The organism is Micromonospora sp. WMMD980 (assembly GCF_029626035.1).
Classification (GTDB): Bacteria; Actinomycetota; Actinomycetes; order Mycobacteriales; family Micromonosporaceae; genus Micromonospora.
On sequence record NZ_JARUBE010000003.1, the window covers coordinates 2823206 to 2843804 of the forward strand.

The 20599-nt window shown below is 74.5% G+C and carries 17 protein-coding genes; 1 reads left to right on the forward strand and 16 read right to left on the reverse strand.

The genetic code is table 11. The features are described from left to right. Positions 1-13 precede the first annotated feature (13 nt). The 7 genes from cmk to ald form a co-directional block, all read right to left on the reverse strand. The gene (cmk, locus tag O7618_RS13015) at positions 14-694 is read right to left on the reverse strand and encodes a (d)CMP kinase (RefSeq protein ID WP_278106341.1); all 681 of its coding nucleotides are present in this window, start codon (positions 692-694) and stop codon (positions 14-16) included. 172 nt (positions 695-866) lie between these two features. After that, the gene (locus O7618_RS13020) at positions 867-1637 is read right to left on the reverse strand and encodes a pseudouridine synthase (protein ID WP_278106342.1); all 771 of its coding nucleotides are present in this window, start codon (positions 1635-1637) and stop codon (positions 867-869) included. Continuing rightward, the gene (scpB, locus tag O7618_RS13025; protein WP_347405417.1) at positions 1624-2451 is read right to left on the reverse strand and encodes an SMC-Scp complex subunit ScpB; all 828 of its coding nucleotides are present in this window, start codon (positions 2449-2451) and stop codon (positions 1624-1626) included. The genes O7618_RS13020 and scpB overlap by 14 nt, the downstream gene beginning before the upstream one ends. Positions 2452-2716: 265 nt before the next feature. Next, entirely contained in the window at positions 2717-3766 is a 1050-nt protein-coding gene (locus O7618_RS13030) for a segregation/condensation protein A (protein WP_278109990.1), read from the reverse strand. A 92-nt stretch (positions 3767-3858) separates the two neighbouring features. Then, entirely contained in the window at positions 3859-4782 is a 924-nt protein-coding gene (locus tag O7618_RS13035) for an AAA family ATPase (protein WP_091070788.1), read from the reverse strand. Positions 4783-4951: 169 nt separating this feature from the next. Further along, complete coding sequence (locus O7618_RS13040) at positions 4952-5938, reverse strand: site-specific tyrosine recombinase XerD (RefSeq protein WP_278109991.1); 987 nt, start codon at positions 5936-5938, stop codon at positions 4952-4954. After that, positions 5935-7050: an alanine dehydrogenase gene (gene ald, locus O7618_RS13045; RefSeq protein ID WP_278106345.1), complete on the reverse strand. Its 1116-nt coding sequence runs from the start codon at positions 7048-7050 to the stop codon at positions 5935-5937. The genes O7618_RS13040 and ald overlap by 4 nt, the downstream gene beginning before the upstream one ends. Positions 7051-7341: 291 nt before the next feature. On the opposite strand from ald, the gene O7618_RS13050 reads away from it, so the two are divergent. After that, complete coding sequence (locus tag O7618_RS13050) at positions 7342-7593, forward strand: TM2 domain-containing protein (protein WP_278106346.1); 252 nt, start codon at positions 7342-7344, stop codon at positions 7591-7593. A 65-nt stretch (positions 7594-7658) separates the two neighbouring features. Here the strand turns inward: O7618_RS13050 and O7618_RS13055 are convergent, their stop codons facing one another. From O7618_RS13055 to recN, 9 genes are all read right to left on the reverse strand, one after another. Next, positions 7659-8264 (reverse strand): NUDIX hydrolase, encoded by a 606-nt coding sequence (locus tag O7618_RS13055; RefSeq protein ID WP_278106347.1) that lies wholly within the window; start codon positions 8262-8264, stop codon positions 7659-7661. After that, positions 8261-9991: a CTP synthase gene (locus tag O7618_RS13060; protein ID WP_278106348.1), complete on the reverse strand. Its 1731-nt coding sequence runs from the start codon at positions 9989-9991 to the stop codon at positions 8261-8263. Before O7618_RS13060 ends, O7618_RS13055 begins: the two co-directional genes overlap by 4 nt. A 213-nt stretch (positions 9992-10204) precedes the next feature. Next, positions 10205-12622: a hypothetical protein gene (locus tag O7618_RS13065; RefSeq protein ID WP_278106350.1), complete on the reverse strand. Its 2418-nt coding sequence runs from the start codon at positions 12620-12622 to the stop codon at positions 10205-10207. Continuing rightward, positions 12622-13755, reverse strand: coding sequence for a glycosyltransferase family 4 protein (locus O7618_RS13070; protein WP_278106351.1), 1134 nt, complete (start codon positions 13753-13755; stop codon positions 12622-12624). The genes O7618_RS13065 and O7618_RS13070 overlap by 1 nt, the downstream gene beginning before the upstream one ends. Further along, complete coding sequence (locus O7618_RS13075) at positions 13752-15449, reverse strand: lipid II flippase MurJ (RefSeq protein ID WP_278106352.1); 1698 nt, start codon at positions 15447-15449, stop codon at positions 13752-13754. Before O7618_RS13075 ends, O7618_RS13070 begins: the two co-directional genes overlap by 4 nt. A 1-nt stretch (position 15450) precedes the next feature. Continuing rightward, a complete protein-coding gene (locus O7618_RS13080; protein WP_278106353.1) occupies positions 15451-16314 on the reverse strand; it encodes a hypothetical protein in 864 nt (287 codons plus the stop codon). Between the two features lie 62 nt (positions 16315-16376). Beyond that, positions 16377-17318 (reverse strand): copper transporter, encoded by a 942-nt coding sequence (locus O7618_RS13085; RefSeq protein WP_278106354.1) that lies wholly within the window; start codon positions 17316-17318, stop codon positions 16377-16379. Positions 17319-17345: 27 nt separating this feature from the next. Next, positions 17346-18524 carry a putative cytokinetic ring protein SteA gene (gene steA / locus O7618_RS13090; protein WP_278106356.1) on the reverse strand — a complete coding sequence of 393 codons (1179 nt, stop codon included), beginning with the start codon at positions 18522-18524 and terminating at the stop codon, positions 17346-17348. Positions 18525-18642: 118 nt separating this feature from the next. After that, positions 18643-20400, reverse strand: coding sequence for a DNA repair protein RecN (gene recN / locus O7618_RS13095; RefSeq protein ID WP_278106357.1), 1758 nt, complete (start codon positions 20398-20400; stop codon positions 18643-18645). Positions 20401-20599: the final 199 nt, after the last annotated feature.

Sequence of the window (20599 nt, forward strand, 5' to 3'; positions counted from 1 at the left end):
ACGTCGTCGCCGCTCACGCGACACCCCGCTCGGTGAGCAGCTCACGCAGCCGGGCGACGACCTCGTCGATGCCCAACTCGGTGGTGTCCAGCACCACGGCGTCGGGCGCCTGCTGCAACGGGTTGACCTTGCGGGTCGAGTCGAGCCGGTCCCGCCGGGCCAGGTCGGCGGCGGTCGCCGTGACGTCGGCCGCGTCCTCGGCACTGCGGCGCTGGGCGCGGGCGGTCTCGGAGGCGGTCAGGTAGACCTTCAGGTCGGCGTCGGGCGCCACCACGGAACCGATGTCGCGACCCTCGACCACGATCCGGCCCGCCTCGGCGATCAGCCGCCGCTGCCGGTCGACCAGCAGCTCACGGACCGCACCGACGGCGGCGACCGCGGAGACCGCGCCGGTCACCTCGGCGCCGCGGATGTCGGTGGACACGTCGGAGCCGTCGACGGTCACCGCGTACCCCTGGGGATCGGTGCCGATGCGCAGGTCGGCCTCGCCGGCGACCTTGGCCACCGACTCGGCGTCGGTCAGCTCGACGCCGGAGCGCAGCACGGCCCAGGTCAGCGCCCGGTACATGGCGCCGGTGTCGAGGTAGCGGGCGCCGAGGCTCACCGCCAGTCGCCGCGACACGGTGGACTTCCCCGAACCGGACGGCCCGTCCACAGCGACCACGCATCGCCCGGCCGGTACGTTTTCCTCCACCGTTGTCCTCCTCAGCCCGTACCTCGCGGGTCGCCGGTTCTCCGGCGCCGTTGAGCGGATGTGTCTCGTCGTCAATCATGCCCGCGCCGCGCGGGCGTCCCGCCGGGGGCGCGTGCGCGCCGGCCCGCGGACCGCGTCGAAGCCTACCGGGAGCCGTACCCGATCGAACGGGTCAGTCACCCACGGCCTTGAACAGGGCGGCGACCTCCGCGTTGGTCAGCCGCCGCAGTCGCCCGGTGCGCAGGTCGCCGAGCTTGATCGGGCCGATCGAGGTACGGATCAGCCGGGACACCGGGTGTCCCACCTCGGCCATCAGCCGCCGGACGATGTGTTTGCGCCCCTCGTGCAGGGTCAGTTCCACCTGGGCGGTCTTGCCCAGTGTGTCGACCACCTTGAACCCGTCGACCTTCACCGGCCCGTCCTCGAGCTCGACGCCGGCGGTCAACCGCTTGCCCAGGTTGCGCGGGATCGGCCCGGCCACCTCGGCGAGGTAGGTCTTGAGCACCTCGTACGACGGGTGCATGAGCTTGTGGGCGAGCGTGCCGTCGTTGGTGAGCAGGAGCAGGCCCTCGCTGTCGGCGTCCAGTCGCCCGACGTGGTAGACCCGCTGCTCCAGCCGCGCGCCGATGAAGTCGGCCAGCTCGGTGCGGCCCTTCTCGTCGGCCATGGTGGTGACCACCCCGCGCGGCTTGTTCATCGCCACGTAGACCAGGCGGACGTCGGCCTGGAGCCGTTCGCCGTCGACGTGGATCACGTCGCGCGCCGGGTCGGCCTTGTCGCCGAGCTGCGCGACCCGGCCGTTGACCGTGACCCGCCGCCGGAAGATGAGGTCCTCGCAGGCGCGCCGCGATCCCACCCCCGCGGCGGCGAGCACCTTCTGCAGGCGTTCGGCGCCCTCGTAGACGGGGGCGTCGGTCTTCGGGGCACGGTCATCGCGTGGCATCGGCAAGCTCTTCTACGTCGTCGGGCAGGAACGGGGCCAGGGGCGGCAGGTCGTCCACCGAGTTGAGCCCCAGCTTCTCCAGGAACATGGTGGTGGTCCGGTAGAGGAACGCACCGCTGTCCGCTTCGGTGCCGCACTCCTCGACCAGGCCGCGACCCACCAGGGTACGGAGCACCCCGTCGCAGTTGACACCCCGGATGGCCGAGATGCGGGACCGGGTCACCGGCTGGCGGTAGGCGACCACCGCCAGGGTCTCCAGCGCGGCCTGGGTCAGCCGGACCGACTGCCCGTCCAGCACGAACCGCTCGACGTAGGTGGCGTATTCCGGCCGGGTGTAGAGACGCCAGCCACCCGCGGCCCGGCGCAGCTCGAAACCGTGCCCGGCCGAGATGTAGCCGGCGGCGATCTCGTCGAGCATCGCACCCACCCGCTCCGGGGCCTGCTCCAGCACCTCGGCCAGGACCAGCTCGCTGACCGGCTGGTCCACCACCAGCAGGATCGCCTCCAGGGCGCCGCGCAGCTCCGCGTCGTCCAGCACCGGGGCGGGCGCCGGTTCCGGCGCCGCCCGCCGCCGCCCCCGCTTCCGGGGTACGCCGGAAGCGTCCGCCGAGCCGTCAGCTTCGGACTCCCCCACGATCTTGGTACGGTCCCGTCCCTCCGGGGGCACCCCTGTACCAAGATCGGCTGCGTCCCCGTCCATGGACGAGATCTTGGAAGGATTCGGCCCCTCCGGGGGCCGTTCGTTACCAGGATCTGCTCCCGTCTGAGGATCTTGCGCAGTTTCCGGTCGGTCCGAACGGTAGGTGTCCAAGATCTCGGTGCCCGGCTCCGCCGACGTGTCCGCCACCCCGGCATCGGTGGCGGAGGCGACATCGGCGTCGGCGCTGGACGACGCCCCGGCGTCGTGGGCGACATCGGCGTCAGCGCTGGAGAACGCCTCGGCATCGGAGGCCGCGTCGACGCCGGGGTCGGCGTCGGGAGCGGGGGCGGGCTTCGGCGGGGTGGGGCGCTGCCACGGGGGGATCCAGGCGGCGGCCTGGTCGGCCAGCGAGTCCGGGCGCTCCTCGTCGCTCATCAGATCACTCCTGCGTCGGTGTGGGTTCGCCCGCCGGCGCGGCGGGCACGTCGGCGTCCGCCCCGGCCCGCCCGGCGACATCGGCACCCGGCCCGCCGGCGTCTGTGTCGGCGTCGGTGTCGGCGGGCACGTCGGCGCCGGTGGCCGCCGCGCCGGCCGCATCGCCACGCGCCGCGGAGGCGGGGGCCGGGGCGGCTGCGGGGGCGGCGTCGGTGGGTTCCGGGGTGCCGGCGTATTCGTCGACGGTCAGCTCGGCCTCGCCGTCGGCGGGTCCGGTCCAGCGGACCGTCAGCTCCTCCAGGGCCTGCTCCTGCACGAACGCGACCAGGCCCTGCCGGTACAGCTCCAGCAGCGCCAGGAACCGGGCCACCACCTCCAGCGTCATCTCGCAGTCGGCGCAGAGCAGCGAGAACGTGGCGACCCCGGCGCGGCGCAGCCGGTCGGCGATGACGCCGGCGTGTTCCCGGACGCTGACCCGGACCATGTGCACGTGCGCGATGGACACCTCGGGCACCGGTTTCGGGCTCATCGCCCTCACCGCCAGCGTGAGCAGCCGCTGCGGGCCGATGCCGAGCACCAGGTCGGGCAGCGCCTCGGCGTACCGGGGTTCCAGGGTGACCGCGCGCGGGTAGCGCCGACCGCCGACCGCTTCCAGCTCGGCGATGTGCGCCGCCGCCTCCTTGTACGCCTTGTACTGCAACAGCCGGGCGAAGAGCAGGTCGCGCGCCTCCAGCAGCGCCAGGTCCTCCTCGTCCTCCACCTCGGCCGAGGGCAGCAGCCGGGCCGCCTTGAGGTCGAGCAGGGTGGCGGCGACCAGCAGGAACTCGCTGGTCTCGTCCAGGTCCCACTGGTCGCCCATGGCCCGCAGGTAGGCGATGAACTCGTCGGTGACCTTGTGCAGCGCGACCTCGGTGACGTCCAGCTTGTGCTTGCTGATGAGCTGGAGCAGCAGGTCGAACGGGCCGGTGAAGTTGTCCAGCCGGACGGTGAAGCCGCTGCTCTCCTCGACGACGGCGGCGTCGGCGGGTACGACGCCGTCGACCTCGGCGGCCAGTCCGGCGGCGTCCGCCGGGTCGGCGTGCGGGTCGAGGGGCGGTGCGGTCACCGGGAAACCGTAGTCGACGCGGCGGGCGGGCGGCGTGCGCCCTACCGGTCCGCCTCGGCGGCGATCACCTCTCGGGCGAGCTGGCGGTAGTTGCGCGCGCCGGAGGACGCCGGGTCGAGGGTGGTGATGGGCGCACCGGCCACCGTCGATTCGGGGAACTTCACGGTCTTGGTGATGACGGTCTGGTAGACCTTGTCGCCGAACGCCTCGACCACCCGTTGCAACACCTGCCGGCAGTGGGTGGTGCGGCTGTCGTACATGGTGGCGAGGATGCCCTCGAGCTCCAGGTCGAAGTTGAGCCGCTCGCGCACCTTGTCGATGGTGTCCAGCAGCAGCGCCACGCCGCGCAGGCTGAAGAACTCGCACTCCAGCGGGATGAGCACGCCGTGCGCGACGGTCAACGCGTTGATCGCCAGCAGGCCCAGCGAGGGCTGGCAGTCGATCAGGATGAAGTCGTACTCCTTGCGGATGGTGCGCAGCACCCGGGCCAGGGCCATCTCCCGGGCGACCTCGTTGACGAGCTGGATCTCGGCGGCGGAGAGGTCGATGTTGGCCGGCAGCAGGTGCAGCCCGGCCACGTCGGTCTTGATCAGGACGTCCTCGGCGGTGACGTCGTCCTGCATGAGCAGGTTGTAGACCGACAGGTCGAGGTTGTGCGGGTTGACGCCCAGGCCGACGGAGAGGGCGCCCTGCGGGTCGAAGTCGACCAGGAGCACCTTGCGGCCGTATTCCGCGAGCGCGGCGCCCAGGTTGATGGTGGTCGTGGTCTTGCCGACGCCACCCTTCTGGTTGGCCATCGCGATGATCCGCGCCGGGCCGTGCCGGTCGGTCGGCATCGGCTCGGGGATCGGCTTGCGCATGGTGTAGGCCGCCGGGTCGGCGGGGCCGAGGTCGGCGCCGAGCGTCGCCTGCTGCTCACGGAGCTCCGACGTCCAGGTCTCGGCACGGTCACCGTTTCCTGCCATGTCCTCGTTGCCCCCTCCCGACGACCACCCCGGCGTCGGAGCCGTCCGACGTCCCTCGCGGCGCCGCTGCGCACCCCCGGTCCGTCGCACCTGGAGGCCCGCGCCGATGCCGACTGTACGCCACGGGCCAGCAGCAGCTTCGGCACCGGGTCGGCGTGTCGGCGGCCGGTCAGGAGAGCGCGCGCGGGTGTGCCGTGGCGTACACCTCACGCAGCCGGTCCACGGTGACCAACGTGTACACCTGCGTGGTGGTCACCGACGCGTGGCCGAGCAGTTCCTGGACCACGCGCACGTCCGCGCCGCCGTCGAGCAGGTGGGTGGCGTACGAGTGGCGCAGCGTGTGCGGGGAGACCGCGTCCGGCCCGTCGACCGGCAGGCCGGCGCGGTCGGCGGCGGCGCGCAGCACGCCCCAGGCGCCCTGCCGGGTGAGCGGCCCGCCGCGGGCGTTGACGAACAGCGCCGGGGTGCCCCGCCCGGCGGCGAGCAGGGCCGGGCGGCCGCGCACCAGCCAGGCGCGCACCGCGTCGGCGGCGTACCCGCCGACCGGCACCAGGCGGGTCCGGCCGCCCTTGCCGCGCAGCAGCACGGTCCCGGTGTCCAGGTCGAGGTCGTCGACGGCCGCGCCGACCGTCTCGGAGATCCGCGCGCCGGTGCCGTACAGGAACTCCAGCAGCGCCCGGTCGCGCAGCGCGCGGGGCGCGGCGTCGCCGGTGGCCGCGGTCGCGCCGGCGGACGCCAGCAGCCGCAGGACGGCGTCGACAGGCAGGGCCCGGGGCAGCCGGCGTGACGGGGTGGGCGGGCGCACGTCGCGGCCCGGATCGGCGCCGGTGAGGCCCTCGCGCAGCGCGAAGCGGTGCAGGCCGCGGACCGCGCTGGCGGCCCGGGCGGTGGACGAGACCGCGAGCGGCGGGTGGTCGTCGTCGCCGGCGCGCAGTCGGGCCAGGTGGGCCTCGACCTCGCCCGGGCCGGCGGCGGCCAGGTCGGTCACCCCGGCGTCGGCCAGGGTGGTGAGGTAGCGGTCCAGGTCCCGGCGGTACGAGGCGAGCGTGTTGCCGGACAACCCGCGCTCGACGGTGAGGTGATCCAGGTAGCTCCGGACCGCCCGACGCAGGGCCGGCGCGGGTTGCGCGCCGGCCCGTGGCGCCGTCTCGGTCAGCTCAGCACCTCGGCCAGCGGCAGCACGTCCATGCCGTGCGCCTCGGCGACCGGGCCGTAGACCACCTTGCCGTCGTGGGTGTTCAGGCCCAGCGCCAGCGCCGGGTCGCTGCGCAGCGCCGCCCGCCAGCCCTGGTTGGCCAGTTCGAGGGCGTACGGCAGGGTGACGTTGGTCAGCGCGTAGGTGCTGGTGTTCGGCACCGCGCCGGGCATGTTCGCCACGCAGTAGAAGATCGAGTCGTGCACCTTGTAGACCGGGTCGGCGTGCGTGGTCGGGCGCGAGTCCTCGAAGCAGCCACCCTGGTCGATGGCGATGTCGACGAGCACGCTGCCCGGCTTCATCCGGGAGACCAGCTCGTTGGAGATCAGCTTCGGGGCCTTCGCGCCGGGCACCAGCACCGCGCCGATGACCAGGTCCGCGTCGAGCACGGCCCGCTCGATCTCGTACGCGTTGGAGGCGACGGTCTGCAGGTGGCCCCGGTAGATGGCGTCGGCGGAGCGCAGCCGGGCCACGTTCTTGTCCAGCAGCAGCACCTCGGACTGCAGGCCGAGCGCGATGGCGGCGGCGTTCAGGCCGGACACGCCGGCGCCGATGACCACGGTCTTGGCCGCGTAGACGCCGGAGACGCCGCCGGGCAGCACGCCCCGGCCACCGCCGGTGCGCATCATGTAGAACGCGCCGACCTGCGGGGCGAGCCGGCCGGCCACCTCGGACATCGGGGCGAGCAGCGGCAGCGACCGGTCGGGCAGCTCGACGGTCTCGTAGGCGATGCCGGTGACCTTCCGGTCGACGAGCGCGTCGGTGCACTCGCGGGAGGCGGCCAGGTGCAGGTAGGTGAAGAGCACCTGCCCCTCGCGCATCCGGTGGTACTCCTCGGCGATCGGCTCCTTGACCTTGAGTACCAGCTCGGCGGTCTCCCAGACCTCGTCGGCGGTGGCCAGGATCTTCGCGCCGGCGGCGGCGAACTCGTCGTCGGTGATGCTGGACCCGACACCGGCGCCCGCCTCGACGAAGACCTCGTGGCCGTGGCGGGTGAACTCGTTGACGCCCGCCGGCGTGATCGCCACCCGGTACTCGTGGTTCTTGACCTCGCGGGGGATTCCGACCTTCACGATGCAGACACCTTCCTCCGGGGCGGCTCACCCCCGACAGCACGGCGCCCCGCCGGCTCCGTTGCCGACGCGGTCCACCGGTCCCGCCGGCGGCAGTCTAGGCGCGCGCGCGGCCCGGGGACGCCAACACAGTGACATCCGGTGCCCGGTGGTGCTGACGGAGTGTCAGGCATGGGTCGTGCCGGCCGGTGGAGACGCCGTCAGCCGACAGGACAGACTTCGGTAAATATCCTCGCACCGCCGGGGTGCCGATGCGGACAGGACCGGAGTGGATCACTATGGTGTCCGCTCATGACCACTCCTTACCAGCAGTACCCGCAGGGCGTCTCGGACAAGAGCAAGGTCGTCGCGGGCATTCTCCAGATCCTCCTCGGTGGGTTCGGTGCCGGCCGGTTCTACATCGGCGACACCAAGACCGCCGTCATCCAACTCGTCGTCAGCCTCGTCACCTGTGGCTTCGGCGCGATCTGGGGTCTCGTCGACGGCATCCTGCTCCTGGTCAACGGCGGCGTCGACGGCCAGGGGCGCCCGCTGCGCGACTGAGCGGGCGCACCGAAAAGGGGCCGCGCGGCACACGCCGCACGGCCCCTTTCGTCGTCGGTTCCCGATCAGCGGGGCAGCGGCGCCTCCGGGCGGCGCAGCTCGGCGAAGCCGGTCTCCCGGGCCCGGGCGGTGGCGAGCAGCCCGGCCACGCAGGGCGCATTGGTGATCTCACCGGCCAGCACCATCCGGACCGCCTCGGCGAGGTCGACGCGGACCACCTGGAGGTCGGCCTCCTCCTCGCTGCGGTCGTGCCGCCGGTCGGCGGGCACGTCGGCGAGGTCACGGGCCAGGAAGACCCGGATCACCTCGTCCGAGAAACCGGGCGAGCTGTGCAGGTCGACGAGCACGTCGACACGGCCCGCGGTCAGATCGGCCTCCTCGGCCAACTCCCGCGCCGCCGCGGCGGCCAGGTCCTCACCGCTGACGTCCATCAGCCCGGCGGGCAGCTCCCACAGGTGCCGGCGGACCGGGTGCCGGTACTGCCGGATCAGCACCACCTGACCGGCGTCGTCGAGCGCCACCACGGCCACCGCACCCACGTGTCGGACGTAGTCGCGGGCCGCGGTGCCGCCGCCGGGCATCGTCACGTCGTCGCTGACCACCGAGAAGATCCGGCCGGACCAGATGTCGCGGCGCGCGGTCACCTCGTACCGGTGCTCCACACCGCTCACTGGGCGGTCGCCTTCGCGGCGCCGCCGCGGCCGGTCTTCTTCGTCGCGCCGTCCAGGTTTACCGGCAGCTGGTCGGCCTCGGAGTACGTCACCGCGGCGCCCACGAACGCCGCGAACAGCGGGTGCGGCCGGGTGGGACGGCTCTTCAGCTCCGGGTGCGCCTGGGTGGCCACGAAGAACGGGTGCAGGGTGCGGTCCAGCTCGACGAACTCGACGAGCCGGCCGTCCGGCGAGGTGCCGGAGATGGTCAGGCCGGCCTTGGTGAGCTGGTCCCGGTAGGCGTTGTTCACCTCGTAGCGGTGCCGGTGCCGCTCGCTGACCTCGGTGCTGCCGTACGCCTCGGCGACGATCGAGCCCTCGGCCAGCGTCGCCGGGTAGGCCCCGAGCCGCATGGTGCCGCCCAGGTCGCCCCGGCCGGCCACGATGTCCTCCTGGTCGGCCATGGTGGCGATGACCGGGTGCACCGCCTCCTCGTCGAACTCCAGCGAGTTCGCCCCGTCGAGGTTGGCCAGGTGCCGGGCCACCTCGATGGTCATGCACTGCAGGCCGAGGCAGAGGCCGAGCAGCGGGATGCCGTTCTCCCGGGCGTAGCGGGCGGTGCCGACCTTGCCCTCGATGCCGCGCACCCCGAAGCCGCCGGGGATCACGATGCCGTCGACGCCGGCCAGGGCGGCGGCCGCGCCGGCCGGGGTGACGCACTCGTCGCTGGGCACCCACGTGAGCTGCACCCGGGCCCGGTGGCCGAAGCCGGCCGCCCGGATCGCCTCGCTCACCGACAGGTACGCGTCGGGCAGGTCGACGTACTTGCCGACCAGCGCGACGGTGATGGTGTGGCGCGGCTGGTGCACCCGCTCCAGCAGATCGTCCCAGCTGGTCCAGTCGACGTCGCGGAAGGAGAGGCCGAGCCGGCGCACCACGTACGCGTCCAGGCCCTCGCGGTGCAGCACCTTCGGGATGTCGTAGATGCTCGGCGCGTCCGGGGCGGCGGTGACCGCCTCCCGGTCCACGTCGCAGTAGAGCGACAGCTTCTCCTTGACCTTGTCCGGGATCTCCCGGTCGCAGCGCAGCACCAGCGCGTCGGGCTGGATGCCGATGCTGCGCAGCTGCGCCACCGAGTGCTGCGTCGGCTTGGTCTTCAGCTCGCCCGACGGCGCCAGGTAGGGCACCAGCGACACGTGCAGGTAGAAGCAGTTGTCCCGGCCCAGGTCGTGCCGGATCTGGCGGATCGACTCCAGGAACGGCAACGACTCGATGTCGCCGACGGTGCCACCTACCTCGGTGATCACCACGTCGGGCACCTGGCCCTCGGCGTCCGGGTCGGCCATGCCGAGGATCCGGGCCTTGATCTCGTTGGTGATGTGCGGGATGACCTGGACCGTGTCGCCCAGGTATTCCCCGCGCCGCTCCTTGGCGATCACCGCCGAGTAGATCTGCCCGGTGGTGACGTTCGCCTTGCCGGAGAGGTCCCGGTCGAGGAACCGCTCGTAGTGGCCGACGTCGAGGTCGGTCTCGGCCCCGTCCTCGGTGATGAACACCTCGCCGTGCTGGAACGGGTTCATCGTGCCGGGATCGACGTTCAGGTACGGGTCGAGCTTCTGCATCACCACGCGCAGGCCGCGCGCGGTCAGCAGGTTGCCGAGGCTGGAGGCGGTGAGGCCCTTACCCAGCGAGGAGGCGACTCCCCCGGTGACGAAAATGTGCCTGGTCGTCCGTGCTGAAGGGGCCAAGGCCTGCTCCCGTGTCGTCCGTAGCGGTCGTGCGAACCGCCGTGCCGATCAGCCAAGTGATCACGCGATCCACGGGATTCCACGGTAACACCTTCCGGACCGTGAGCTGCCGTCGCACCCGCTGTCGGCGCACGTGAGGCCCGTCCGCGGCGCTCGTGGCCGCCCCCGGCGCCCGCGACCGTGCCGCCCGCGGCCCCCCGGCGAACGGTCCGCTCACCCGGCAGCCGGCGCCCCGGCCGACCCCGCGGTGACCTGGCCCGGTATCCGCGGGCGGGTGGCCACGCCACCGGCCGGCCCCGTCTGCCGGCCCGGAGCGGCGCCGTCGCCGGGCGCGGAGCCCTCGGTCGGCGCGCTGCGGGGGACGTCCGGGACCACGCCGCCCGCCGGCCCGCCCGACGTCTGCGCGCCACCGGGACCCGGCCCACCCGACGGGTGCGCGCCGCGCGGCCCCGGGCCGCCCGACGGATCGGCGTCACCCGGACCGGACCCACCCGGCGGCACCGTGCCGCCCTCTCCCCCGCCGCGCCCCCCGTCGGGCACGGTGCGGTCGGTGGAGTGGTCGAGCACCCGCAACGCGGCCAGCGCCGCCATCGGCACCACCAGGGCGGCCGCCGCGCCGGCCACGTCCAGCGCCGAGCCGCCGAGCACGCCGCCCAGCCCGGCGGCCACCCCGGTGCCGGCCATCGCCGCCCGCACCGCCGGGTAGATGCCGAACAGCCGCAGCAACCCGCCCCACGGCTGGAGGAGCGCGAACCAGACCAGCGCGGCCCCGGCCAGCGCCAACACGGTCAGCGGGCTGTTCACGAGCGTCTGGAAGTTCGAGGCGCTGGAGCGGTGCACGGTGAGCCCGCCGGTGCCGTCGCCCAGCGCGGCCAGGAACCGGCCCAGGCTGCCCCGCTCGGTCGCCGGCCGGCCCAGGTCGACGAGCGCGAAGCCGATGGTCACCGCCAGCCCGGCCATGGTGGCCCAGGCCAGCCTGCTGACCGTCAGCCAGCCGCCGGTGCAGATCGCCGCTGCCACGGAGACCCCGGCGGTCAACGCGATCGCGCCGATCGAGTCGGCGCCCAGGTAGGGGCTGCCCACGATCACCACCGCCGCGCCGCCCACCGTCACCAGGACGGCCGGCCGCCAGCCGCGGCGGACCCGCTGGGCGAGCCAACCGCCGCAGAGCAGCGACCCGGCGATGAACACGCCGAGCCCCACGGTGCCCAGCCCGGCGTAGCGGCCGCCCTCCAGCGCGGAGTACCCGACCACGCCGTTGAGTTGCAGCCGGGAGCCGGTGAGCACGTCCACGCCGACCACCAGGGTGGCCAGCCCGGCGACCGCGCCGAGCGGCCCGAGCGTGCGGTCGTGCCCGGGGGTGAACCGGACCGCGGCGGTGCCGCCGACGATCAACAGCGCGGTCACGGACGCGAACCACCAGCCGGCGTGGTGCCCGCGCCACCAGGGCACCGCGTCGGCCAGCAGCGCCGCCGGCACCGCCAGCGCGGCGGCGACCAGCAGGAGCTCCACCACCGACACCACCCGCCGGGACACCGGCGCCGGCGAGTGCGGGCCGGCGAGCCGGCGAGCCCGACGCAGCAGCGGCAGCACCGCCACCGCGAGCGCCATCTGGGCGGCGGCGAGCAGCGTGAAGAACCAGCCGGCGACCCGGCGTTGCGCGGCGGCCTCCCGATCGGCGTCGGCCGGCGCCGTGATCGCGGCCCGCAGGTCGTCCGGCCGGTCGTCGACGGTCACCGCCGGCCGGCCGAGGAAGAGCCGCTCCGGCATCGGCCGGCCCAGCGCGGCGAGCGCGGTCGGCGCCAGGTCGACCAGTTGCAGGTAGCCGGATCGTCCGGTGCTGGGCGAGGTCAGCCAGCCGCCGTCCCAGCCGGGGCCGTCGGCCACCGCGACGTGCAGCCGGGCCGGGGTCTCGGTGTCCGAGACACCGGCGACCAGCACCAGCGAGCGCGGCGGTCGGGCGGCGAGCACCCGGGCGAGCCGTTCGTCGGCCTGCCGGGCCTGCGCGGCCCGGACCACCGGGTCGTCGTCGTCGACCGTGCCCACGTCCACGATGCTGAGCACGCAGGACCCGAGGAGTTCCGCCGGGTCGGCGGGCAGCGCCGACTCGTACCTGTCGACCCGGCCGAACGGGCGGGCCGCGGCCACCGCGGCGCCCGGGCCGACGGCCACCGAGCAGCGCACCGACTCGGCCAGCGCGCCGGGCGTGGCACCCCAGGCCAGCTTGTCCTGGTTGTAGGCGACCACACCGGGCTGGTCGGGCAGGTTGGCGCCGATGCCGTCGGGTTCCTCGACGGTCACCCCGCTGGCCGGGCAGCCACCGGCCGGGCGGTTGCCGTTCCAGGCGGCGAAGTTGCCCGCGCCGAGCGTCAGCCAGCCGTCCACCGGGCAGGTGGGGCGGTGCGCGGAGCGCACCGACAGGGAGCCGATGGCACCATGTTCGGCCATCTTCCACAGCGTCGGGGTGTCCTGCGGGTCCACGTCGTCCCAGCGCAGACCGGCCGCGCCGACCAGCACCACGAAGTCGGCGCTGCGCCGGGGGGCGCCGTCGTCGGGGCGGGCGGCCAGCGCCGTGATGCCCAGCGCCACCACCATCAGGGTCAGCAGCACCGGGGTCAGTCTGCGCAGCATCAGCGGGTTCCTGGCGCGCGTTGCGGCGTCAGCTCGGCGTACAGGTCGGCGAGCGCGGCCACGGTGTCCGCCTCGGTGGGCCAGCTCGCGGCCCGGGCCGCACCCCGGCGGCCCAGCTCGGCGCGGCGCGGGCCGTCGTCGAGCAGCTCCCGCACCGCCGCGTCCACCGCGTCCACGTCACCGGGCGGGACCAGCACCGCGCCCTCGCCGACCAGCTCGGGCAGGCCGCCGACGGCGGTGGCCACGAGCGGGACGCCGGCGCGCAGCGCCTCCTGCGCGAAGAGCTGGCGGGCCTCCCAGTCGCTGGTGACCACCGCCAGGTCGGCGCCGGCCAGCAGATCCGCCACGTCGGTGCGGTGCCCGAGCAGGGTCACCGGGGCGCGGGCGGTGGAGATCCGTGCCGCCAGCGGCAGGTAGGCCGGACCGCTGCCGGCGATCACCACCACCGGCGCGGGGGTTCGGATCCGCCACCGCGCGGCGGCGTCGATCAGCACGTCGTACCGCTTCTGCGGGTGCAGCCGACCCACCGACAGGATCAACGGACGGTCGCCTGTCACGCCGAACTCGGCGCGTACCGCCGCCCGGCGACGACGCGGCGCCGGCAGCGTCGGCGCGGCCACCGGGGCCAGCCGGGCGTCGCCGGCGCCCAGCGCGGCGGCCCGCTCGACCAGGTCGGCGGAGGCGCCCAGCGCGACCCGGACGGACCGGGCGACGACCCGCTCGACCAGCCGGGACGCGGCACCCCGCAGCCCGCCGGCGAGGACGGCGTTGTGCCAGGTCACCACCAGCGGAACGGAGGGCCGGGCGAGCGTCGCGACCAAGCCGGCGCGCAGCCCGTGCGCGTGCACCACGTCGACGGGTGTCTCCGCCAGCGCCCGGCGCAGCGCGGTGACCGCGCGCGCGTCGGCGGGCGTGGGGTTGGCCGGGATCTCCACCGGCGTGAACCGGGCGCCGGCCCCGGTGAAGTCGAACTGCTCCTGGGCGGCGGCCGGGCCGCAGACCAGCACCGACGCGCCGGCCTCGGTCAACCCGTCGGCGACGGAGCGGATGTGCTGCCCCACGCCGCCGGTGCTGGAGGCGAGCACCAGGGCGACCGAGCCGGGCCAGCGTGGTGCCGGCGAGGCGTCCGTCATGAGGAAACGATCTCCTTTCCGTCGCCCCGATCGCCGGGGTGCTGGTCCGCCGGTGGGCCGTCGACCGCGCCCGCAGGTCGCCGGCGGCGCAGCCGGCGGGCCACGGCCGCGAGCAGCGGCCGCACGTCGCGGGCGTCGGTCAGCCAGGCGACGGCGAGGAACAGGACGCCGACCACGACCCCGGACAGCATGCCCTGCACGAGGGCTCCGGCCGTCGTCGGGGTGCCGCCCGCCCAGGCGGCGACGCCCCGGGCGGTGGCCGCGCCGCCCGCCGCGGCCGCCGCGGCCGCCAGCAGCCCGGCCGCGCCGGCCCGGCCGACCCCGGCGAGCGCCGCCGGCCCGGCGGCCCGGCGCACGGCGGCGATCAGCAGCGCGCCGAGCAGCAGCATGCCGGCGGACGTGGCGAGCGTCACCGCGAGCACCCGGTCGGCCAGCGGCATCAGCCGGGCGAGCAGCACCGCGAGCGCGGGCACGCTCAGCCAGCCGAGCGCGGTGGCGACACTCGCCGACCGGGTCTCGCCGCGGGCGTAGAGCGCCCGGGAGAGGATCGCGAACAGGCCGTAGCCGAGCAGGCCGGGCGCGAACCCGGCGATCCCGGCCGCGGCGGTGCGGGCGTCGAGCGGGTCGGGGAAGAAGAAGTGCCCGAGCGGGATCGCGGCGCCGCCCAGCGCGGCGGCCCCGAGCAGGCTGAACAGCACGACCCCACGCACCGCCGGGGCGAGGGTGTCGCGATAGGCGCGCTCGTCGCCGCTCGCCCGGGCCGCCACGAGCGTCGGGTACGCGGCCACCGCGAGCGGCACCGCCAGCACCGACCAGGGCAGGAAGTAGACGGTCTGGGCCAGGTTGAACACGCCCACGTCGGCGGTTCGGCCGTAGGTGACCTGGTTGAGCGTGACGGCCAGGGCGATCTGCTGGGCGGCCACGGTGACCGCGCCGACGGCCACCAGCCCGCCGACCCGCGCCCGGGCGTCGGCCGGGAGGCGGAAGCCCGGCCGGAGCGGCAGTCGCAGCCGGCGCATCGGGATCAGCAGCGACAGCGACAGCACCACCACGCCGAGCGTGGTGCCACCGGCGAGCAGCAGCTCGCCGCCGCGACCGGTCTCGCCGATGGTGGCCAACCGGCCCTCGACCGCGGTGAACCCGAGGTAGACCGCGATGACGGTGACGCTGGACAGCAGCGGCGCGATGACCGGCCAGGCGAAGCGCCGGTGCGCCTGCAGCACGCCGGTGAGCACGATCCCCACGCCGTAGAGCGGCAGTTGGGGCGCGAAGAGCCGCAGCATCCGCGCCCCGGACGCCTGCTGGGCCTCGCTGAGGCCGTGCCCGAGCAGGCCCGGCAGCGGGTCGGCGAACACCGCCACCAGCACCGCCAGCGGGACCAGCAGGCTCAGCGTCCAGGTCAGCAGCGCACCGGTGGTGGCGGCCACCGTCCGCCGGTCGCCCGCCTCCACGGCGCCGGCCAGCAGCGGTACGACCAGACTGGCCAGCGCCCCACCGGCGACGATCTCGAAGATGAAGTTCGGGACGTAGTTGGCCACCAGATAGGCGCCGCCGAGGTCGCTGGTGGACAGCGTCCAGGTGAACGTCGCGGTGCGGCCGAAGCCGGCGAGGCGGCTGACCACGGTCAGCACGGCGATGAGGGCGGCCGCCCCGGCGACGCGGCCGGCGGCGGCGAGAGGTGCCGGTTTCGTCACGTCAGTCGGCGAGCCGACCCAGCTCGTCGAGGTGCCGCAACCCCGGGGTCCGCGCGATGACCTGGGTGAAGCTGACCTTCTCGCTGGCCGCGGTGAGCGCGGCGAGCACGGCCAGCGCGCCGGCGCGACCCAGCGGCCCGGTACGCGCCGCCAGACTCACCCCGAGCAGCGCGCCGAGCGCGTTCGCGCCGCTGTCGCCCACCATCACCCGCTCGTGCAGGTCGTCGCCGACCAGCCCGGCCGCGGCGCCGACCGCGCCCGCCGCGATACCCCCGTACGGGCCGGCGGTCAGCGGCGCGCCGAGCAGCATGCCGGACTTCAACGCCCGGCCGGGACGCAGGTCGAGCAGGTTGACCAGGTTGGCGGTGCCGGCCACCACGCCGGCGCCGAGCAGCAGGTCGAGCGCGCGGCCGACCGGGCCGGCGCCCTGCCGGCGGGGGTGCGCGGCGACCCGGGCGTCGGCGGCGAGCAGCGCCGCCGCGCCCAGCCCGGCCGCGCCCACCCCGACGACCTTGACCAGCCCGGCGGTGACCCTCCCCTCGCGCAGCGCGGCGAGGTGCCCGGCGAAGCCCTTGGCGGCCTTCTGCTCCGGGCGCGCGCCGACCACGTCGTCGTAGAGCCCGACCGCGCCCGCGCCGATGCCGGCCAGCAACGCGGCGGCACCGGCCGGGGCGCTGCCGGCGGCCAGCGCGCCCGCGCCGGCCGCGCCCACGGCCAGGGCCGGACCGGCGGCCAGGGTCACCGTGCGACCCCGGAAGTTGGTGCGCTCCAGCGCCGGCGCGCCGGGCGACGTGCGCACCTCCCGCAACGCGTAGCGGGCGGCCAGCGCCCCCGCGCCCACGGCCAGCAGCCGACCCAGTCTCACGCGACCCCTCCCTAATCCGGACTCTCGACGCGACACGGCACGGACCCGACGGCCCGGCGCGGTCACTGGGGCAGTTTAGGCAGCCGCGACGCGGCGTTGTCGCCCACGCCGTACTGGCCGGCCTTCTTGCCGCTCAACTGCTCGGCGAGGGCGAGGCTGGTGACCAGTTGGCCCTGCACGGTGTTGGCGTTGTCGACGGTGGAGATGGTCTGCGACAGCGTCGGGTCGCCGCGGACCACTGCCACCACGTTGCCGCCGGCCGAGCCCATGCCGGCGATCACGAGCGCGCCCGCGCGGTCGAACATGTCGGCGATCTTCACCACCGACTCGTCCTTCTTCGCCGAGTCCTTGTCCACGTACGGCTGGCCGGTCACCAGCACCACCGCCTCGGCCGGGGCGGAGATCTTGTCCTCCGGGGTGAGATAGCCGGCGGTGGCGTACTGCTGCAGGACGGTGCGCCGGTCGGTCTCGCTGACCGCGGGGCTGCCCGCCGGTCGGTCCAGCAGGACGTTCGCCAGCAGCGCGCTGGAGGTCTCCACGCCGTGCCCGTTGCCGGGCAGGTTCGTCGTCGGCGCGCTGTTCGGGCGGGCCGCGGTGACCGCCAGCTCCAGCAGGTTGTTGTTGCTGTCCGGGTTGATGAACTTGTCCTGCACGTCGATGCGGCCGGTGACGTCGGCACCGGCGGTGCGCAGCATCTTCACCACGCCCTCGGTCTGGTCCCGACCGCTGGGCAGGCTGACCACCACCACCCGGCGGTCGGTCAGCTTGCCGGGCAGGACGACCTCCGCCATCTCGGCGGCGAAGTCCTCCTCGGTCTCCAACTGCTTCTGCATGCTGTTGACCGACTGGCGCATCAGCGAGTTGTCCTTGCGCAGCCCGTTGACGTTTTCCCGGAGCGAGTCGGCGACCGGGCCGTTGAGGGCGGCGGTGCCGACCACCAGGCCGATCGCCAGCGCCAGGAAGACCGCGGTCAGGGACACCACGTGGTAGCGGAAGTTGATCACGCTTACAGCCTCTTGATCGTCGGGGGGCTAGAAGAGCTGGCCGAGCTGGAACACGAAATTGTCCCACCATTCGGAGACCACGCCCAGGTACGCCTTCCCGACGGTGGAGACCGCCACCGCGGAGGCCATCGCGGCGACCGCCGAGAGGACCAGCAGCAGCAGCGAGGACCCGGAGATGCTCTGCCGGTAGAGGCGACTGACGCCCTTGGCGTCAACGAGCTTGCCGCCCACCTTGAGCCGGGTGAGGAACGTCGAGGCCATGCCGCCGCGGCCCTTGTCGAGGAACTCCACCAGGGTGGCGTGGGTGCCGACGGCCACCAGCAGCGAGGCGCCCTTCTCGTCGGCCAGCAGCATGGCCAGGTCCTCGCTGGTGGCCGCAGCCGGGAACGTGATCGCGGGCACACCCAGGCCGTTGACCCGGGCCAGGCCCGGCGCGCGCCCGTCCGGGTAGGCGTGCACGATCACCTCGGCGCCGCAGCGCAGCACGTCGTCGGTGACCGAGTCCATGTCGCCGATGATCATGTCGGGCGTGTAGCCGGCCTCGACCAACGCGTCGGCCCCGCCGTCGACGCCGATCAGCACCGGCTTGAACTCGCGGATGTAGGGACGCAGCACGTCCAGGTCGGCCTTGTAGTCGTAGCCCCGGACCACGATCAGGCAGTGCCGGCCCCGCACCTCGGTCTGGATCTCCGGCACGCCGACGCCGTCGAGCAGCAGGTCGCGTTCCTGCCGCAGGTAGTCCATCGTGTTGGCGGCGAACGCCTCCAACTGCACCGACAGGCCTTCCCGGGCGTCGGCCATCGACTTGGCCACCGTCTCGGCGTCCTGCAACGCGCCGTGCGCCACCGGGTCGGCGCCGAGGAAGACGGTGTTGCCCTCGATGCGGACCAGGTCTCCCTCACGCACCTGCTCGAAGATGCTCTCGCCGAGGTCGTCCAGGAGCGGGATGCCGGCCGCGACCAGCACCTCGGGGCCGAGGTTGGGATAACGGCCGGACACCGACGGCTTGGCGTTGAGCACCGCGGCGACACCCACCGCGACGAGCGAGTCGGCCGCCACCCGATCCAGGTCGACGTGGTCGATGACCGCGATGTCACCGGGGCGCAGGCGGCCCACCAGCCGTTTCGTCCGGCGGTCGAGGCGCGCGGTGCCGAGGATCGAGCCCGGTTCCGCGTTCCGGGTCCGGCGCAGTGTGGGTAGACGCATCGTGACCATCCTGGCATGTGGGGCAGGTTCTGCTGTCGCGACATGCCTGAGCAGGGCCGCCTACCCAGGGAAGCACACCGGAACGCGCCCCGGTGTGCTTGCGCTCACAATCGGGGCATCACGGACGCCTTTCCTTGGCCGCAACGGCCAGGAGTTCCTCGGCATGGGCGATACCCAGATCGGAGTCCGGCAAACCGGCGAGCATGCGGGCCAGCTCGCGGGCGCGCTCGGTGTCCTCCACCACCCGCACACCGCTGGTCGTCACCGCGCCACCGGTGTCCTTCGCCACCACCAGGTGCCGGTCGGCGAACGCGGCGACCTGCGGCAGGTGGGTGACCACGAGCACCTGGTGGCTGCGGGCCAACCGGGCCAGCCGCCGGCCGATCTCCACTGCGGCCTGGCCGCCGACACCGGCGTCGACCTCGTCGAAGACGAGCGTGGGCGGCCCGCCCGAACCGGCGAACACCACCTCGATGGCGAGCATCACCCGGGACAGCTCGCCACCCGAGGCGCCCCGCTGCAACGGCAGCGCCGGCGCGCCCGGGTGGGCCAGCAGCCGCAGCTCGACCTCGTCGGCGCCGTCCGGGCCGACGCCCGCCTCGACGCCGTTGACCGGCAAGCTCGGCTCGGCCCGCCCGGCCGTGCGGGGCAGCACCGCCACCTCGATCCGGGCGTGCGGCATGGCCAACCCGGCCAGCTCGACGGTGACCTGCTCGGCGAAGCGCACGGCCGCCTCCTGCCGGGAGGCGGAGACCCGGCCGGCGAGATCGGCCACCTCACCGGCGAGCCGCGACGCCTCCCGGTCCAGCTCGTCGAGCAGTTCGTCGGAGGTGTCCAGATCGGACAGCCGCAGCCGGGCGCGCTCGGCCCAGGCCACCACGCCATCGACGTCGTCGGCGTACTTGCGGGTGAGCGCGCGCAGCGCGGCTCGGCGTTCGTAGACCGTCTGCAGACGGGCCGGGTCGGCGTCCAGCGCGGTCAGGTAGGTGGACAGCTCGGCGGCCACGTCGGTGACCAGCGTGGCGGCCTCCTCCAACCGGGCCGCCAGTTCGCCGAGCGCCGGGTCGGTGCCGGCCTGCGCCTCCAGGGTGCGGCGGGCGGTGCCGAGCAGCACCGCCGCGTCGGGGGTGTCGTCGGTCGCCTCCACCCCGCCGGCCACGCACTGCTGCGCCACCTGCGCCGCGGTGCGCAACCCCTCGGCGTGCTCCAGCCGCTGCGCCTCCGCCTTCAGCTCGTCGTCCTCCCCCGGCTGCGGGTCGACCCGGGTGATCTCGTCGAGGCCCAGCCGCAGCAGGTCGGCCTCCTGGCTGCGCTCGCGGGCGTTGCGCCGGCGGTCGGCCAGGTCGTCGACCACCGCCCGCCATCGCCCGTACGTCTCACGCAGCGCGTCGAGCAGCTTCTCGTGCTCACCGCCGGCGAAGCGGTCGAGCGCGGCACGCTGCTCCGCCGGGCGCAGCAGGCGCAACTGGTCGGACTGGCCGTGCACCGCCAGCACCTGCTCACCGACCTCACCCAGCGTCGACACCGGCATGCTGCGCCCGCCCAGGTGGGCCCGGGAGCGGCCCTCGATGCTGACACTGCGGCTGAGCAGCAGCGAACCGTCCTCGTCGGGCTCACCGCCGGCGTCGACGATCCGGGCGTGCACCGCCTCGGCCACCCGGCCGCGCAGCCGCAACCGCCCCTCCACCAGCGCGCGACCCGGCTGGGCCCGCACCCGGCCGGCGTCGGCCCGGCCGCCGAAGAGCAGGCCGAGGCCGGTCACCACCATGGTCTTGCCGGCGCCGGTCTCGCCGGTGATGACGTTCATCCCCCCGGCCAGCGGCAGGGTGGTGTCCTCGATGACGCCCAGTCCGGTGATGCGCAGCTCTTCCAGCACAGCACCCGACAGTAGCCCCGCCGGGTGACAGTTGACCAGCCGGCACGGCGGCCCGCGGACGCCGTGCGGCTCCCCAGGCGCGGGAGGAGATCGGCGCGGAGGAGCGCTGCCTGGTGCGGGGAACCCGGTCCGGGTCGCGGAACCCACCGGGCACGGCCCGGCCGCGTCGTGGCGATCGCCCGCGGTCCGGTCCCGCGTG

Excerpts from the sequence above, each read along its gene's own strand:
- O7618_RS13035 (WP_091070788.1), bottom strand. The coding sequence starts at position 4,782 with ATGGCAGGAAACGGTGACCGTGCCGAGACCTGGACGTCGGAGCTCCGT.
- O7618_RS13065 (WP_278106350.1), bottom strand. The coding sequence starts at position 12,622 with ATGCTGCGCAGACTGACCCCGGTGCTGCTGACCCTGATGGTGGTGGCG.
- O7618_RS13050 (WP_278106346.1), top strand. The coding sequence starts at position 7,342 with ATGACCACTCCTTACCAGCAGTACCCGCAGGGCGTCTCGGACAAGAGC.
- O7618_RS13070 (WP_278106351.1), bottom strand. The coding sequence starts at position 13,755 with ATGACGGACGCCTCGCCGGCACCACGCTGGCCCGGCTCGGTCGCCCTG.
- O7618_RS13020 (WP_278106342.1), bottom strand. The coding sequence starts at position 1,637 with ATGCCACGCGATGACCGTGCCCCGAAGACCGACGCCCCCGTCTACGAG.
- steA (WP_278106356.1), bottom strand. The coding sequence starts at position 18,524 with ATGCGTCTACCCACACTGCGCCGGACCCGGAACGCGGAACCGGGCTCG.